The organism is Janthinobacterium sp. PLB04 (assembly GCF_021165895.1).
Taxonomy (GTDB): domain Bacteria; phylum Pseudomonadota; class Gammaproteobacteria; order Burkholderiales; family Burkholderiaceae_D; genus Janthinobacterium; species Janthinobacterium lividum.
This window is the reverse complement of record NZ_CP088968.1, coordinates 3,495,476-3,510,133: the sequence shown is the minus strand read 5'-3', so window position 1 is coordinate 3,510,133 and position 14,658 is coordinate 3,495,476. Positions and strand designations below refer to the sequence as shown.

At 60.9% G+C, this 14,658-nt stretch carries 16 protein-coding genes; 10 read left to right on the top strand and 6 right to left on the bottom strand.

Going from position 1 to position 14,658, the window contains the following annotated elements; genetic code table 11:
- Positions 1-28 precede the first annotated feature (28 nt).
- Positions 29-1,492: an alpha/beta fold hydrolase gene (locus tag LSO07_RS15510; protein ID WP_151095218.1), complete on the top strand. Its 1,464-nt coding sequence runs from the start codon at positions 29-31 to the stop codon at positions 1,490-1,492.
- Positions 1,493-1,501: 9 nt separating this feature from the next.
- Positions 1,502-2,554, top strand: coding sequence for an alpha/beta fold hydrolase (locus tag LSO07_RS15505; RefSeq protein WP_151095216.1), 1,053 nt, complete (start codon positions 1,502-1,504; stop codon positions 2,552-2,554).
- A 4-nt stretch (positions 2,555-2,558) separates the two neighbouring features.
- Here the strand turns inward: LSO07_RS15505 and LSO07_RS15500 are convergent, their stop codons facing one another.
- The gene (locus LSO07_RS15500) at positions 2,559-4,046 is read right to left on the bottom strand and encodes an MFS transporter (RefSeq protein ID WP_269450147.1); all 1,488 of its coding nucleotides are present in this window, start codon (positions 4,044-4,046) and stop codon (positions 2,559-2,561) included.
- Between the two features lie 128 nt (positions 4,047-4,174).
- Entirely contained in the window at positions 4,175-4,759 is a 585-nt protein-coding gene (locus LSO07_RS15495) for a GNAT family N-acetyltransferase (protein ID WP_191909688.1), read from the bottom strand.
- 97 nt (positions 4,760-4,856) lie between these two features.
- Between LSO07_RS15495 and LSO07_RS15490 the strand changes: the two genes are divergently transcribed.
- The 3 genes from LSO07_RS15490 to LSO07_RS15485 all read left to right on the top strand — a co-directional run bounded on the left by LSO07_RS15490 (position 4,857) and on the right by LSO07_RS15485 (position 6,425).
- Complete coding sequence (locus LSO07_RS15490) at positions 4,857-5,738, top strand: LysR family transcriptional regulator (protein ID WP_070254474.1); 882 nt, start codon at positions 4,857-4,859, stop codon at positions 5,736-5,738.
- 100 nt (positions 5,739-5,838) lie between these two features.
- Complete coding sequence (locus LSO07_RS28370; RefSeq protein ID WP_263643051.1) at positions 5,839-5,970, top strand: hypothetical protein; 132 nt, start codon at positions 5,839-5,841, stop codon at positions 5,968-5,970.
- Positions 5,967-6,425: a hypothetical protein gene (locus tag LSO07_RS15485; RefSeq protein WP_151095212.1), complete on the top strand. Its 459-nt coding sequence runs from the start codon at positions 5,967-5,969 to the stop codon at positions 6,423-6,425. The genes LSO07_RS28370 and LSO07_RS15485 overlap by 4 nt, the downstream gene beginning before the upstream one ends.
- A 14-nt stretch (positions 6,426-6,439) precedes the next feature.
- Here LSO07_RS15485 and LSO07_RS15480 read toward each other — a convergent pair whose 3' ends face one another.
- The gene (locus LSO07_RS15480) at positions 6,440-7,492 is read right to left on the bottom strand and encodes an NAD(P)/FAD-dependent oxidoreductase (protein ID WP_151095210.1); all 1,053 of its coding nucleotides are present in this window, start codon (positions 7,490-7,492) and stop codon (positions 6,440-6,442) included.
- 17 nt (positions 7,493-7,509) lie between these two features.
- Positions 7,510-8,055, bottom strand: coding sequence for a GNAT family N-acetyltransferase (locus LSO07_RS15475; protein ID WP_151095208.1), 546 nt, complete (start codon positions 8,053-8,055; stop codon positions 7,510-7,512).
- A gap of 76 nt (positions 8,056-8,131) precedes the next feature.
- Between LSO07_RS15475 and LSO07_RS15470 the strand changes: the two genes are divergently transcribed.
- The 5 genes from LSO07_RS15470 to LSO07_RS15450 all read left to right on the top strand — a co-directional run bounded on the left by LSO07_RS15470 (position 8,132) and on the right by LSO07_RS15450 (position 11,331).
- On the top strand, positions 8,132-9,340 hold the full coding sequence (locus LSO07_RS15470) for a citrate synthase (protein ID WP_225317315.1): 1,209 nt from the start codon (positions 8,132-8,134) through the stop codon (positions 9,338-9,340).
- Positions 9,341-9,474: 134 nt separating this feature from the next.
- A complete protein-coding gene (locus LSO07_RS15465; protein WP_151095206.1) occupies positions 9,475-9,849 on the top strand; it encodes a hypothetical protein in 375 nt (124 codons plus the stop codon).
- Between the two features lie 81 nt (positions 9,850-9,930).
- Entirely contained in the window at positions 9,931-10,413 is a 483-nt protein-coding gene (locus LSO07_RS15460) for a MarR family winged helix-turn-helix transcriptional regulator (protein WP_052140589.1), read from the top strand.
- Positions 10,414-10,444: 31 nt separating this feature from the next.
- A complete protein-coding gene (locus LSO07_RS15455; protein WP_151095204.1) occupies positions 10,445-10,897 on the top strand; it encodes a PaaI family thioesterase in 453 nt (150 codons plus the stop codon).
- Complete coding sequence (locus LSO07_RS15450) at positions 10,894-11,331, top strand: GNAT family N-acetyltransferase (RefSeq protein WP_151095202.1); 438 nt, start codon at positions 10,894-10,896, stop codon at positions 11,329-11,331. The genes LSO07_RS15455 and LSO07_RS15450 overlap by 4 nt, the downstream gene beginning before the upstream one ends.
- Positions 11,332-11,566: 235 nt before the next feature.
- On the opposite strand, the gene LSO07_RS15445 is transcribed toward LSO07_RS15450, so the two are convergent.
- Together LSO07_RS15445 and LSO07_RS15440 are read right to left on the bottom strand one after the other, a co-directional pair.
- On the bottom strand, positions 11,567-12,700 hold the full coding sequence (locus LSO07_RS15445; RefSeq protein WP_151095200.1) for a sensor histidine kinase: 1,134 nt from the start codon (positions 12,698-12,700) through the stop codon (positions 11,567-11,569).
- Between the two features lie 767 nt (positions 12,701-13,467).
- Complete coding sequence (locus tag LSO07_RS15440) at positions 13,468-14,487, bottom strand: tyrosine-type recombinase/integrase (RefSeq protein WP_151095198.1); 1,020 nt, start codon at positions 14,485-14,487, stop codon at positions 13,468-13,470.
- Positions 14,488-14,658 lie beyond the last annotated feature (171 nt).

Below are 14,658 nucleotides of genomic sequence, written 5' to 3'. Positions count from 1 at the left end.
CTGATCTCCATCTCTGCCAAAGTAGCCGATGACCTTTCTTCCCCGCCTGACCCTGCTGGCCACTCTGCTGGTTGGCACCTCGCTGCATGCCGAACCGATGTTTTTCACGCCCTGTTCCGATACGGCCGCCCCCGGCAGCCTGTGTTCGGGCTTGAACGTGCCTGGCAGCTACGACGCCCAGGGCCGCGGCATCGGTGATCCGGACGCCATGCACGTTTTCGTGCGCAAGTTTGCGGCCGATGTGCCTGCCGGCAAGCCCGCCAAGGGCACCCTGTGGCTGGTGGCGGGCGGTCCCGGCGAATCGGGCGCTTCGTTCAACAACTTGCTGCCCACCTTGCGCCGCAGCTTTCCCGGCTTTGAATTCCTCATCCCCGACCACCGCGGCACGGGCAATTCTTCCCGCCTGTGCAAGGTGGAAGAGTCGGAACAGAGTCCCGGCGGCCGCGCCCTGGCTGGCGCCGAATGGGGCAGCTGCTTTGCCGGCATCAACTTGATGCCGGAATACGCGGGCCAGTTTTCCATCACGATGGCGGCACGCGACTTGCAAGCCCTGATCGAAGGCGAACGCAAGGCCAAGGGCAAACAGCCGCCCGTGTATGTATACAGTGTGTCGTATGGCACGCAACTGGTCTTGCGCGCCTTGCAACTGGGACCATTGCCCGTCAAGGGCGTCATCCTCGACTCGCTGGTGCCGCCGCAAACGGATGCGCGCTGGGACTTGAGCCAGCGTTCGCACGTGGTCAACACGGTCGGCATGCAGGTGCTGGCCCGCTGCGACGCGGACCCGGCCTGCCATGCGGCGATTGCCGAGCCGGCCGCAACCCTGTACCGGCGCGTGCTGGACAAGACGCAAGCGGATCCCGCCCTGCTGGCGAAGATTCCCGGCAAGAACCTGAAAAATTTCCTGGGCGGCATGCTCGACGTGCCGGCCGCCCGCGCCCGCATCCCGTATCTGCTGCGCGAGCTGGACCAGGGCAAGGATGGGGAACTGGCGTCCGCGCGCGCCACGTTGACGCAGGCGGCGGCCAGCCTGGGCAGCTATTCCCAGTCGCCGCTGTCGATTCCTCTGGTCAGTATCATCAGCAATTCGGAAAACAATCTGCAGCCTTCGTTGCGCCCCGGCTGGGCCGCCACCGACATCGACCGCGACGAGGCGGACTTGCTGTTTACCAGTCCCCTGCCTCGCATCCTGCTGGGCGGCGGCTTGCCCACCTACCCGCGCGATGCCTATTTCGGCACCTTGCCGGCGAAAGTGCCGCCAACTCTGGTGCTGCAGGGAACCCTGGACCCGAAAACGCCGTACGCGGGCGCGCAGGCGCAGGTACAGGCTTTGACGCAGAGCAAGGCCGGCAAGGTAGCCCTGTCCACCGTGCAGAACGCCCCGCATTTCCTGTTATGGACGGCGCCCGCCTGTTTTGCACAGGCCAGTACCCGCTTTATCGCCGGCAAGCAGGCGCAGGATTGCACGCTGCAGTTCCCCCCAACTATATAAGAGGACGATATGCGCATCACAGGCCTGGCATTGCTGCTGTTATCTTGTTACGGCGTGGCGCAAGCGGCGCCGCCCGTCTCGCCGTCCATCTGCGCCTCGCCCGCACAGTCCGTCCGCGAGCAAGGCTATGTGCCCATCAATGGCATCGAGCAATGGATCACGATCACGGGCGCCGCCTGCGGCAATCCCGTGATCCTGTTCATCCACGGCGGCCCCGGCAATGCGCTGAGTCCCTACGCGGATGCCATCTATGCCGGCTGGGAACGCCACTACACCCTGGTGCAGTGGGACCAGCGTGGCGCAGGCATGACGTATGCAAAACAGCAGCCCACTGAAGATGTGCGCTTGACGGTGGAACAGATGCGCGACGACGGCATCGCCGTGGCCCGCTATATCGAACAGCATCTGGGCCAGCGGAAAGTCATTTTGATGGGCAGTTCCTGGGGCTCGATCCTGGGCGTGCACATGGCCAAGGCGCAGCCGGACCTGTTCCACGCGTATATCGGCACGGCGCAGGTGGTCAATGCGCGGGCCAACGAAACCGGCATGTACCGGGACGTGCTTGCGCTGGCGCAAGCGGCCGGCGATACCGCCACGGTGGACAAGCTGACAGGGCTCGGTGCGCCGCCCTGGCGCGATCCGCACAACTTCGGCATTCTGCGCCGCTTCGACCGCAAATATGAGGGATTGGCAACGGATGCGCCGCCGAAACACTGGTGGCAGCCGGCGCCGTTCTACGCCACGCCGCAAGCCCTGGCAGCGGCCGAGGCAGCCGATGATTATTCGTACATCCAGTTCATCGGCATGCAAGGGGACGGCATGTTCGCCAAGGTCGACCTGCCCGCGCTGGGCACGCGCTTTGACTTGCCCGTGTTTTTCATCATGGGCGAAGCGGATCTGCTGACCTCGCCCGCCATCGCGCGCACCTACTTCGACAGCATCACGGCACCGGCCAAGGATTTTACCTTGGTGAAACGCGCCGGACACGACCCCAACCAGGCCGTGCACGACGCCCAATGGACGGTCTTGCGCGACAAGGTGGCGCCGCAGCTGGTGCGCTGAACTATCAAATCGCGCAGACCGCGCGGCGCGCCCGCAGATGCAGGTGGCGGATGGTGGCGGCTGCCAGCATCAAAATGGCGGACGCCGTTGCCAGCACGACAATAAACGCCTTGTCAAAGGCCGAGCGGGCCAGTTCCGACACTTGCAAGCCCAGTTCGGCCGGCAATTGCTCGGCGGCCAGCAGCGCCGCATCGAGGGTGTCATGGGCATTCGGCAACAGGCCCGCGCTTTCCGGGATGACCAGGGTGGCGCTGTAGACGGCCGACAGGATGGTGCCCAGCACGGTCACGCCGATCACGGCGCCCAGCTCATACGACACTTCCTCGATCGAGGCGGCCATGCCGGCTTGCTGTGGCGCCACGTTCAGCATCACGGCGCTCGATGCGGCCGTCATGACGGCGCCCAGGCCCAGACCCAGGATCACCAGGCTGGCCACTTGGGCCGAAACGGCGGCGTCATGCAGCACCAGATACGATGCCATGCCGATACCGGACAGCAGCAGCGAACCCCACAGTACCTTGGCCTTGTCGGCGCGCGGCAGCATGAAACCCGTCAATGGCCCGGCAAACACGGACGCCAGCGGCAGCGGCAACAGCAGCAAGCCCGCTTCCAGCGGCGACAATTCACGCACCAGCTGCATGTGCTGGCTCAGCGCCAGTTCCATGCCGATCAGGGCGGCCGAGGCCACCATGGCGGCGGCCACGGCGCTGGAAAATGGCAGTTCGCGGAACAGGGCGAAGTCGATCAGCGGCTTGGCCTGACGCTTCTGGCGGCGCACGAACTTCAGCATGAAGAAGGCGCCCACGGCAAACGAGGCGGCGGCCAGCGCATACGACGGCTGCGACTTGCCCAGCTCCTTGATCGCATATACGCCACCAAGCAGGCCCATCATGATTTGCAGCGAGCCCTTCAGATCCCACGGCTTGTCGCGGTTACCGGCCCGTTTCGGCAGCACGATGGCGGCCAGCACCAGGGTCAGCAGTACGATGGGCACGTTGATCAGGAAGACGGAACCCCACCAGTAATGTTCCATCAGGAAACCACCGAGCACGGGGCCAAACGCGGCGCCGCCGGAAGCGATGGCCGCCCACACGCCGATGGCGAACGAGCGCTCGCGGTTGTCCGTAAAGGTCAGGCGGATGATGGACAAGGTGGCCGGCATCATCAAGGCGGCGCCGATGGCCAGCAGCACGCGGGCAAAGATCAGCCACTCCGGCGCGGGCGAAAACGCGGCGCACAGCGAGGCGATGCCGAACACGGCCAGGCCGGCAAGGAAAACGGGTTTGTGGCTCAAGCGGTCACCGAGGGTGCCGAGGCCGGGCAGCAAACCGGAGACGACCAGCGCGTACACGTTGATGATCCACAGTTTTTGCGAAGAGGATGCCTGCAAGTCGCGCGTCAGCGCGGGCAAGGCGGTGTAGAGCACGGTCATGTCGACCACGATCAGGAACAGGGCGCTGGAGACGATGGCCAGCGTCAGCCATTTTTTCATTGGATGCATAAATAACTCATGGAGTTTGGTGTAACTTTTAACAACTATCGGTTTGGATGAATTTGGTGCTGCGCAAATATTTACGTTCCAGGCTGCCACGGGCCTGGGCTTGTCGGGGGCGGCGGGCGTCAGCCACGGTCGCCATCCTTGTCATCCACGGCGGCGGTTACCGCTGGCACGTCGAGTTCGCGCAGCATGACGACAGACACTTGCTTGAAGCCGCGGCCCTGGAAGAATTGTTGCGCCGTCAGGTTGTGCGCGCCGCATTCGAGGAACAGACGGGCGATGCCGTGGCTGCGCAATTCGCCTGCTACCCACTCCACCAGCTGGCTGCCGATGCCGCTGCCGCGCACGGAAGGCAGCAAGACCAGGTCGTCCAGCGCGGCGAACGATTTCGAGGCGCGCTGGCGCGTGTCTATCGAGACGAGTGCCATGCCGACGATATCGTCGCCGGAAGTGGCGACAGCCAGCAGGGTCGAATCGCCATGTGCCCAGTCATGCGACAGGGCGGCGCGGATTTCGCCACGGATCACCTCAGGCAAGTCCGCGCGCCAGTTGCCGGGCGCATCGGCGCGCTCGCCCTGCAGCTCCGAATGGGAGATATAGTCGGCGCTGACGTTATCAAGGTAGAGCTTGCACAGCGCATCTTCGGCGGTGGCGTCGTGACACCAGCTGAAGCTGATGGCGGGGTTATGGGCTTGAGCGTTTTTCATGGCGGATCTCGTGTTGTTGAAAATGTAAATGCATTTTATGTCGCCCCTGAATGGCATTCAAGTTAAAATCCATCTGTAAAACAGATAGGTGGATGCCATGCAATGGACTTTGGAACAAATGCGCTACTTCGAGGCGGCCGTCGCGGCCGGCTCTTTCTCGGGCGCGGCGCGCCGGCTGGGCCGCGCGCAATCGGTGGTCAGCACCTCGATCGGCTTGCTGGAAGCGGAATTCGGCGTGGAACTGTTCGACCGTTCGCGCCGCAGCGCCGTGCTGACGGAAGCGGGCAAGGTGATGCACCTGGAAGCGTGCGAATTGCTGCGCCAGGCCGAGCGATTGCAACTGCGGGCGCAGCTCCTGAGCGAGGCGCCCGAAGCCCAGCTGACCCTGGCCCTGGACGAAGCCCTGCCCTACCTGGCCATCGGCACCCTGGTGAAGGAATTGGCGGCGCGCTACCCGGCGCTGGAACTGGTGATGCTCAACGCCACGGCGTCGGAAGTCGCGCAATACGTGGAACAGCAGCAAGCGGACGTGGCCTTCCACTTCGACCGCGGCCCGATCTCCCCCGTGCTGGAACAGCAGCACATCGGCAGCGTGGCGCAAGGCGTGTTCGTGGCCAAAGGCCACCCGATGGCCCACGGCCAGGAAGTGAGCCGCAACGAGCTGACCCGCTACCGCCAGCTGATCATGGATTCCGAGCTGAACCGCGAACACGCGTTCAGCCCCGCCGTCTGGTTTTCCGACAGTTTCTACAGCATCGCGGAAATGGTGGCGGACGAGCTGGGCTGGGCGATTCTGCCCCTGAACATCGCCAACTACGACAATTACAAAGGGTATCTGCAGGAAGTGCCGTGCCCTGCCCTGGCTTTGTCACGCCTGCCGGTACGGCGACTGTCGATCCACGGCAAGAAGCTCAGCGAGACGAGTTTGTGGCTGACGACGAGGCTGGCGGAGTTGCTGGCGGATGGGCCGCGGGGCTAAGGCGTGCTGCGGTCGTCCCGGCCATTAAATGAAGGAAAAGCTGGCGCGGGCATTTCGATGGCATGAGAATATAGCCAAAAGATGAAACAAAGGAAACAGCATGGATTTCAATTGGCACGGCGGCGATGGCGCCGCCAAAACCATGGGCAATGTCGCGGATGAATGGATGCGTCGGCATCATCCAGCCGGTGATGCGCAAATAAACACAATAAGTATTGAAAGCTTTACATGATGCACTCAACCGTCGTCAATAACTGGTTCAGCATGGCAAAAGACGATGCCGTGGAGATTGATCCCGATAATATCAATCACGAAGCGATGAGCAATATGTGGAGCTTTTCGCCCACGGACGAGGAAACGCCGCAGATTCATGCGGCGGATATCGTTGCCTTCATAGAAGAATTGATCGCGGCACGCAGCAGCGCGCTCGTTGGCGAGGAGATGCTGTTCTATTGCTGGCACGATGCGCAATGCCGCCAGTTGCGCTTCAGCCTGGTGTCGCGCTCGCATGGCCGGTTGCCGTTTCGCTGCGAGCTGCGCGAAACGCAGGATTTGTCGCTGATCGCCGACCGGGTGGTGAACGGGGATTGGCGCAACGAAGATTTCATGCAGGCCCCGTCGGAGGAAGGCGATGCGCAGGAGCAAGCACCGTTCATCCTGCCCGTGTTTGTGACGCCGGTGCCGTAGGAATCAGCGCACAATCACCCCAGAAAGCGCGCGGGCCGGCAAGCCTCCAGGGCCGACGCGGGCTGTCCATCGACGATTTCCTCGCTGGCAAGCTGGCCCACGATGGCCGCCAGCACCACGCCGGGATGCATGGCGCACACGTATGCTCCTTCCACCTGCGACAGGTAGCCGATGATGGGCACGCCATCGACGGGCATGGGGCGCAGGCCGACAGCGGCAAATTCCGGCGCAACGGCCTCGGCACCGTCCAGTTCACTGCGGATCGCGCTGGCCGTGCGCTGCGCCATGGCGGCGGGCTGGTTTTCCGGCGCCTCGTCCACATAGTCTTCCGCCGCCAGCATGGTGCCATCCTCGGCTTGCCGCACTTCCATTGCATGGCTGGAGATGATGCCGCGCACGAGGCCGGGCGGCGCCGTGTAGCGCAGGAAGATGGCGGGCGAGGCGTGGATGGGCAGGCTGGCGCCCAGTTGCGCGGCCAGTTGGGCTGTGCCCGTGCCTGCTGCCAGCACGAGCTCGTCCGCATCGATGACGCCCGTGGCCGTTTCCACGCCTGTCACCTTCGCGTCCCGGACCACAAAGCCCAGCACGGGCGTGTGCGTGCGGACGGTCGCACCCAGCGCCTGGGCCGCTGCCAGCAAAGCATGCGTGGTGGCAACGGCATCGAGGGCGCCCTGCTCCGGCTCGTGGACGGCCTGTTCCGGCGGCTGCCTGAGATGTGGCTCAAGCTGGGCGATGCGCTTGCGATCTACCAACATGGATTCGGGCGACACGCGCCCATCCTGCGTGCCATACGACAAGGCGCCATGCCAGCGCACCGTCAAGCCTGGCACCTGCGTTTCCAGCTGGCGCCAGGCGGCGATGGCGCCACCGCGCAGGGCCGCGATGGGGTCCGGTCCGGCGCAGGACGTGTTAATCCAGGCAAACGAGGTGCCCGTCACGCCGGAAGCGATGCCGCCCGCCTCGACCACGGTGACGTTTGCACCCTTGCTGGCCAGGTGATACGCGAGCGACGCGCCGACGATGCCGGCGCCGATGACGACGATGCGTTTTGGGGTTTCATGATTCATATTTGATAACTTTGGTTTTATAGCAGGACAGAGTCTACCCCAGCCGCCTGCAAATCCAGTGCATAGGCATGGCCATCGACAACGTTGCCCTCCACGATGGCAATATCGGGCACGGCCATTCCCTGCACGAAACCGCAGCGTTCCAGCACGCGGATCGATGCCGCATTGCCGTCGATGGCATAGGCGCACAGGCTGGCCAGCCGCCATTCGTCTTGCGCCAGGGCGATCAGGTGGTGCAGCGCGGCCGTGGCCAGGCCCTTGCCCCCTTGCTGCTCCCCGATGCGGTAGCCGACTTCGGCCACGCCTTGCTGCCGGTCAATGTCCTTGAGGTTGGCGCGGCCGATCAATTGCCCCTGCTCGCCGACGATGACGCACGGGTGCATGCGGCCCTGTGCGTACTCATCCAGGAATTGCGCGACGTGGGCATGGATGCCGTCGGTACTGTAAAAAGCGTCCGCACGCCGGTCGATATGGCGTTCGAACCAGGCCCGGTTGGCTTGCTCGAATGCCAGTAACAGGGCGGCGTCGTCCGGACGCAGGGTGCGAATGGTAAATGTGCTCATGGATACTCCGGGAAAGGCATGAGTCTAGTGACGCGCCACCCGGGCCGTCAATCTTGATTCCATCAATCAATATAAAGTGACAAACGCTACAATGGCCGCCATGAACAACGATCTGTCCGCTCTTGACGCGGCGCGCCTGCTGGGCGTCAGCCTGCCCACCCTGTATTCCTATGTGAGCCGGGGCTTGCTCGCTTCCGTCAGCAATGGAACGTCGCGCCGCAAGCGCTATCCGCAGGAAGACGTGCTGCGCCTCGCGGCGCGCAAGAATGACGCCAAGCGCGGCGGCCAGACGGCCGTGGCTGCCATGCACTGGGGCTTGCCCGTGCTGGAGACGCGGATTTCCCACATCCTCGATGGCCGATTGCTGTACCGGGGCTGCGATGCGACAGCGCTGGCCCGGCACGCGACCCTGGAAGCGGCCGCAGGGCTGCTGTGGGACGATGGCGCAAGCGATTATTTCCGGCAAGACGCGCCTGCCCTGCCGCAAGGGTTGGCCAGCGCGCAAGATGCCACGCCGCTGGCGCGCGCCATGCTTGCCACGGCCATGCTGGGGGCCAAGCCCGCCCCAGCGGCCATGTTGCAATATGGCCCCGAACTGATGCGCATCCTGGCCGCCGCCCTGCTGCAGACGCCGCCGTCCGCCTTGCCGCTGCACCAGCAGTTGGCCAATGCGTGGAACGCCGACGCGGAGCAGGCTGAATTGCTGCGCGCCGCGCTCGTGCTGCTGGCCGACCATGAATTGAATGCATCGACCTTTGCCGTACGCTGCGTCGCTTCGACGGGCGCCAGCCTGCCGGCCGCGCTGGGCGCGGGCTTGGCGGCCTTGTCCGGTGACAAGCACGGCGGCGGCAGTGCGGCCGCCCGGCGCATGTTGTCGCAGGCGCTTACCGCGCCAGACGCCAGGGATGCCAGGGCCGCCATCGGCAAATACTACGCGGCCATCGCGCCGGAATTCGCCGGCTTCGGCCACCCGCTGTATCCGCACGGCGACCCGCGCGCCGCGTATCTGCTGGAGCGCTTGTCGGCGCTGTCGCACGCGCATCCGCAACTGCGCGCCATCCTGGCCGTGTGCGTCACGGCAGGCGAGCTGCTCGATACCAAGCCAAACGCCGACCTGGCGCTGGCCGCGATGGAGCTGGCGTTCCGCTGGCCAGAAGGCGCGGGCATGAGCGTGTTTGCGCTGGCCCGTTCGGCCGGCTGGATCGCGCATGCCGCTGAGCAAGCCGCCAGCGCGGCCCTGATACGGCCGCGAGCCCGCTATGTGGGGCGCCATCATCGCGATTAGAAACCAAAGTTCAGAATGCGTTGTGAATTGCCTCTCAGGTCGGCATGTGACATTATCGGTTTGGTAATTTTCCACTATAGGTAACGCCAATTTGCCTATCCAGGATTTTTAAAATCACGACTTGAGAAAGTGCCATGCGTAGAAAATTAGTCATATCGCTGATTGCATTACCGTTGTTCGGCTGTGTGAAACCAGAACCGCAAAATCTGACCGACTGGACGCAACTTGCATTGGTTGGCAAGACGTTGACATTAATCGACCCGGAGTTGCAGCAAATTTTCTCGTTCGACAAGGACGCAATAGTACGCGCGACTTTTGGCCGCAAAGGCGGTCCCGTCTCGGGTCCGATTCTGTACTGGCGGATCACAGACAACATGCTGGTCATTTCGATTTTTCCGGATTCGAACGTTGTAGACACGTTTAGTCACCCCGTAATACAGGGTGCTAATGTTATCGCGACCCGTCAGTCAGGGGCAAAGGCAGTCTTCATCCTGGCGAATTCCCCGTAGACCGCCAGTCGATATTTGCCTCCCGCTGGTACTTGAGAATCGATGCTTGATTTATTACGCATACGTAGTAGTATACTCCGCATGCGTACCAATACTGACCTCCCCGATACAACCGCCGCCTGCCCGCTGGGCGAGCGTTCGCCGCGCCTGTTCAATCTGCTTAACCTAGCGCGCCAGAACCTGTTTCGCTCGGCCGATGCCGTCTTCAGCAGCGAACTTGGATTTTCCGGCACGCAAGTCGTCGCCTTGTTTGCCCTGAAGGGCGAGGAAGGCTGCCAGTTGAAGGATCTGGGGCGGGCGCTGCAACTGAAAAACTCGGCCGTCACGGGCCTGGTGGCGCGCATGGAAGAAAACGGCCTCATCGTGCGCGGCCAGTCGGCGCTCGACGCGCGCGCCGGCACCCTGCACATGTCGCCCAGGGGCGGCGAGGTGCTGGCTGCCGCCCTGCCCCTGCTCGACAGCCTGAATGAACAACTGAAGCAAGGTTTCAGCGAAGAAGAACTGGCCGTCGTCGCCCGCTTCCTGCTGCACGCCTCGCGCCTGCGTTTTGCGCAGGACGTCTGACCCATCCCACATCACCACCACAGGAGTTACCATGCACCCCAACGACATGACCGGCTTGCAACTGATGCAGGCTTTCGCGCAAGGCCTGTTCCCCCGGCCCGGCATTTCCAGGACCATGCCCATGGATGCGCAGACGGTCGAGCATGGCCGTGTCATCTTCACGGCGACGGCAAATGAAACGCACACCAATCCCATGGGCGGCGTGCACGGCGGTTTTGCCGCTACCGTGCTCGACACGGTCACGGGCTGCGCCACGCACACGGTCTTGCCGGCCGGCGAAAGCTACGGCACAACGGACCTGAACATCAAGATGTGCCGTCCCCTGCCCTTCAACGTGACGGTCTTCGCTGAAGGCAAGGTCATCAATGCGGGACGCAACCTGGTCATTTCCGAAGGCACGATCCGCGACGAAGCCGGTAAAGTGTACGCGCACGCGACAGCCACCTGCATGATCATCCGTCCCCGGGAACAAGCGGCCGCATGATACGGCCCGGCAGCATCGCGGAAGCCTGGCACGTGCTGCAGGCGATACCCGAATTTGACCAGCGGCGCAGCCTGGCGCAGTTGCAGGAGCGGCTGCCCGCCAGTGCGCTGGTGCTCATCGCGGAAGCGGACGGCCAGCCCGTCGGCTGCAAGCTGGGATATGCCGCCGAGGATGGCTCCTTGTATAGCTGGCTCGGCGGCGTGCTGCCCGCGCACCGCAAAACGGGACTGGCGCAGCGGCTGCTGGAAGCCCAGGAAGCCTGGGCAAGCGCACACGGCTTTGCGGCCATCACGGTGAAATCGATGAACCGCTATCCCGCCATGCTGCGTTTGCTGATCCGTAATGGATACCAGATACGGCTGGTGGAGCACTTTGGCGATCCTAGCAGGGAGCGCATTCACTTCGTCAAGCTGCTGTCCTGGAGCGCCTCATGAAGCCACTTGTTCGTTTCTTGCCTGCCAAAGGTTTGAGGCAGGGTAGTTGGAAGGCATGGCGCACGATGTTGCGCTCCTTTTTTTCTTGGTCCGCTATCGGCCAAAAGCAGCCGCCTATGACCAAGCTGAAGGTGCAAAACCACAAGAACTGGCATGAAGTGAGTGTGCATAGGAAGATACCTGCTCACCGCGCATGCAGATGACTCGCAAGTGCATTGAATTTGAAGACCTTTTTCTAAGTTGCCAGCGGTCGACGAGGCAAAGAAATCGTGAAAATGCAACCAACAGTTGGGATGTTATGCACACTGAACGTACCTCCGTACTCCTCGACACCTTGTTTGGCCATTGCAAGATCCAAGCCAACTTCCGCTCCATTACTGCAACCTTGACAATCTTGAGTAAAAACCACCGCCGGAGCACCAGGTGGGAAGCCACTATCGTGATACGCTACATCGATCCGTATTTGGTCAGAAAAGGCATATGCGCTTAAGCAAATCCGTGTTTGTGGCCGAGTAAATTCAAATACATTTTGCAAAATACTAGCCAAGGCAGCGAGGAGCAAATCACGGCTACCCGAAATTCCAAGATCGGCATCAACTGGCAAGACCTTTAGATCACAACTATTTTTCTTGGCTGACAACTCTGCCGCACCATGCGCTTCTGTAATGAATGAGGCCACTGAAAAAGTACTTAGAACGATTTTTGCTTGTTCCACGTCTTTTATGTCCTCACGAGCACTCTCGATGACTTTGCTTAAATTAAGAATACTACGCTCAAGTATTGCTCCTGTAGCGCCGGACAAATTCAAGCTTCCCGATTTTGCTGCAGTAAATGCCAAGGAAATTGTTCCGAGGAGATTGCGGAGTTCATGAACTAAATACCCGAGTCGTTTGCTATTTCCCTGTACAATTTTTTCCTCATTAAGAAAGTCACGTTGATAGCTAAATTCCGCCACAGCATTTGCGATAGCATTATCCAAGCAACGGTTCAAAGAGCGAAATTCATCAATTTTAAAAGCCTCATTATTTTCAATAGCAAGGTCTGTTATGGCCTGCCAAAGTTCCCCATAATCATGGATAACCTGATCAACGGAGAAGTCAAGCTCTAATAAGGCTCTCCCGTGCGCGGCGGCAGAAATACCTATTTCATAAACAGCTATTCCTCCGCTCGATTTTCCAATAGAACTATGGCTCCCCAGTGGATTCAATGCTTTCTCGATCTCCACTGTTCTGATCAACTGATCGACGAACATAGGCACACCATGTTTCATTTGCAATTCGGAAGCTCTTCGGCCAGGCCGAAGAGCAATTTTTTCTCTACAGCGCATCGCCAGATTAGCGCGATTATTAATGAGAAATTCGTACATCATTATGCACCCCAATTTATCATTAGTAGCAACAAGAAAATGCGTGCGGAGCGCATGCCCATCAAGTATGGCGTTAGACTGTGCGAATTAAATATGCCCCCCAAATTTTATGTAAGTCAGAGTGTGCGCCAAATAAATGCAAAAATATACACACATCGTAACAAGTTAGACGCTTGGAAATTTTCCTCAGTTCAATCACCGAAAAATGCGTGAGATCGCACCCTCCCTCGTCACTGAAAGGGCCAGTCATCCCGGTTGGACAAGATCAGCAACCTCATCGCCGTCAATGCCTTGCTATTGATCGCGGACTCGAGCATTGGAGTCATCATGCGTAAATTCAAGAACATAGCTGCCCTCGAGATATGCTACCGCCACTGCTTGCGGGCTACATATTGACATACGGCAACACCATCATTAATTAAAGCCACCTTATGTTGACGTGCATCAACCTTATCCATCTTTCATTCCAAGGAAAAACTATCCATTGGACGATGCCAACAAGGAGATACCTGCCATGGAGTTTACGCATGAACACTACTGGAATGGCTACTTTTTCCACATCGTCGTGGCGGCCACATCTGAAGGACGTTTTCGGGGATGCATACTGTTATCGAGACGCAGCGCAAGCTTGCATTATGAATCGCTAGCGATAGCCCAGATCTTCTTCAGCCTATCATTTAACTTCGATCGAGAAACAAAATGGATGGCATCACATTGGACGACCTCACCCGCCCCCCGGACCGATGCCAGCATGGTGTTATTGTGCGCAATCAGGTTGCCAGCTTCTTCTTCGCCGTCAATAAACTCCCCGCCGCATTTTCCTCGAAGCGGCCCGCCTCTTCTATATAGCCATGCACGGTGCCGTCGTGGCGCCAGCCGCCCTGGCGCTTGATGGCCTGGAAATCGGCGCCGGCCCGGTGTGCGCTGGTGGCCATGCCGCGGCGCAGGCTATGGCTGGACAATTCCGGCACGTAGTCGAGTTCGGCCAGCCTGGCGCAGCCTTCCAGTATCGTGTTGATGCTGCTCGCGTGCAGCGCTTTCACGCTCACATGACCCCACTGATTCACGGTGCGCAATAGCGGCCCCGTGCGGATGTGCGCCGCGGCCAGCCACGCGCGCAAGGCCGTGGCCGGACAACAGACGCCGTCGCCGAACGGGATCGCCTTGACGATGCCCTCGCCCAACTGGTCCGTTTTCGAGCGTGGCAGGGTGATCACCATGCCCTGCGGCTCCCAGCTCACGTCTTCCACAGTCAATCCCACCAGTTCGCTGCGGCGAAAACCGCCAAAAAATCCCAGTTGCAGCAAGGCGCTGTCGCGCAAGGCCTTGACGCTGCCCAGCGCGGCCAGCCTGGCGACGATCCGCTCCAGGTCTTCCAGCGGCAGGGCCTTGGCCTTCTTCTTCGGCTTGCCGTGCAGGCGGGCGATGCCGGCCAGGGTCTTGCGCACGGTGGGCGTGGACGCAGGGTCGGCAAAGCCCTGGTACACATGCCATTGCGACAGGGCTGTCAGGCGCAGGGCCAGGGTGCGCGCGTTCAGGGTGTCCGCATATGCCAACAGATAGCGGATGACGGTGGATTCGTCGGCGGGCAGCGCCCCGCCCCACGCCTGGAAGTGGCGGATGGCGGAACGGTAGGTGCGGCGCGTGTTGTCCGAGGTGGCGGCGGCGAGAAACGCCTGGTGACGCGCGGCCAGTTCGGCATCGATCAGGGCGCCGTGTAACGGCACAGGAGCCAAGGCGGCGCTTTTGGGCGCGGCGACACGGCGTTTGGAAAGGGGCAAATCGGGCATGGAATCGCTGAAATCGGGCTGGTGTACTGGGAAATACGCAGAATACCATGCAAACCACCCCCATAACCCGCGATAAGCGATCTTATCGCGACTTATATTTTACAAAAACGATCAAAATTTATATCGTAATATTATTCAATATTACGTATCATGTAATACGTTACTAAATTT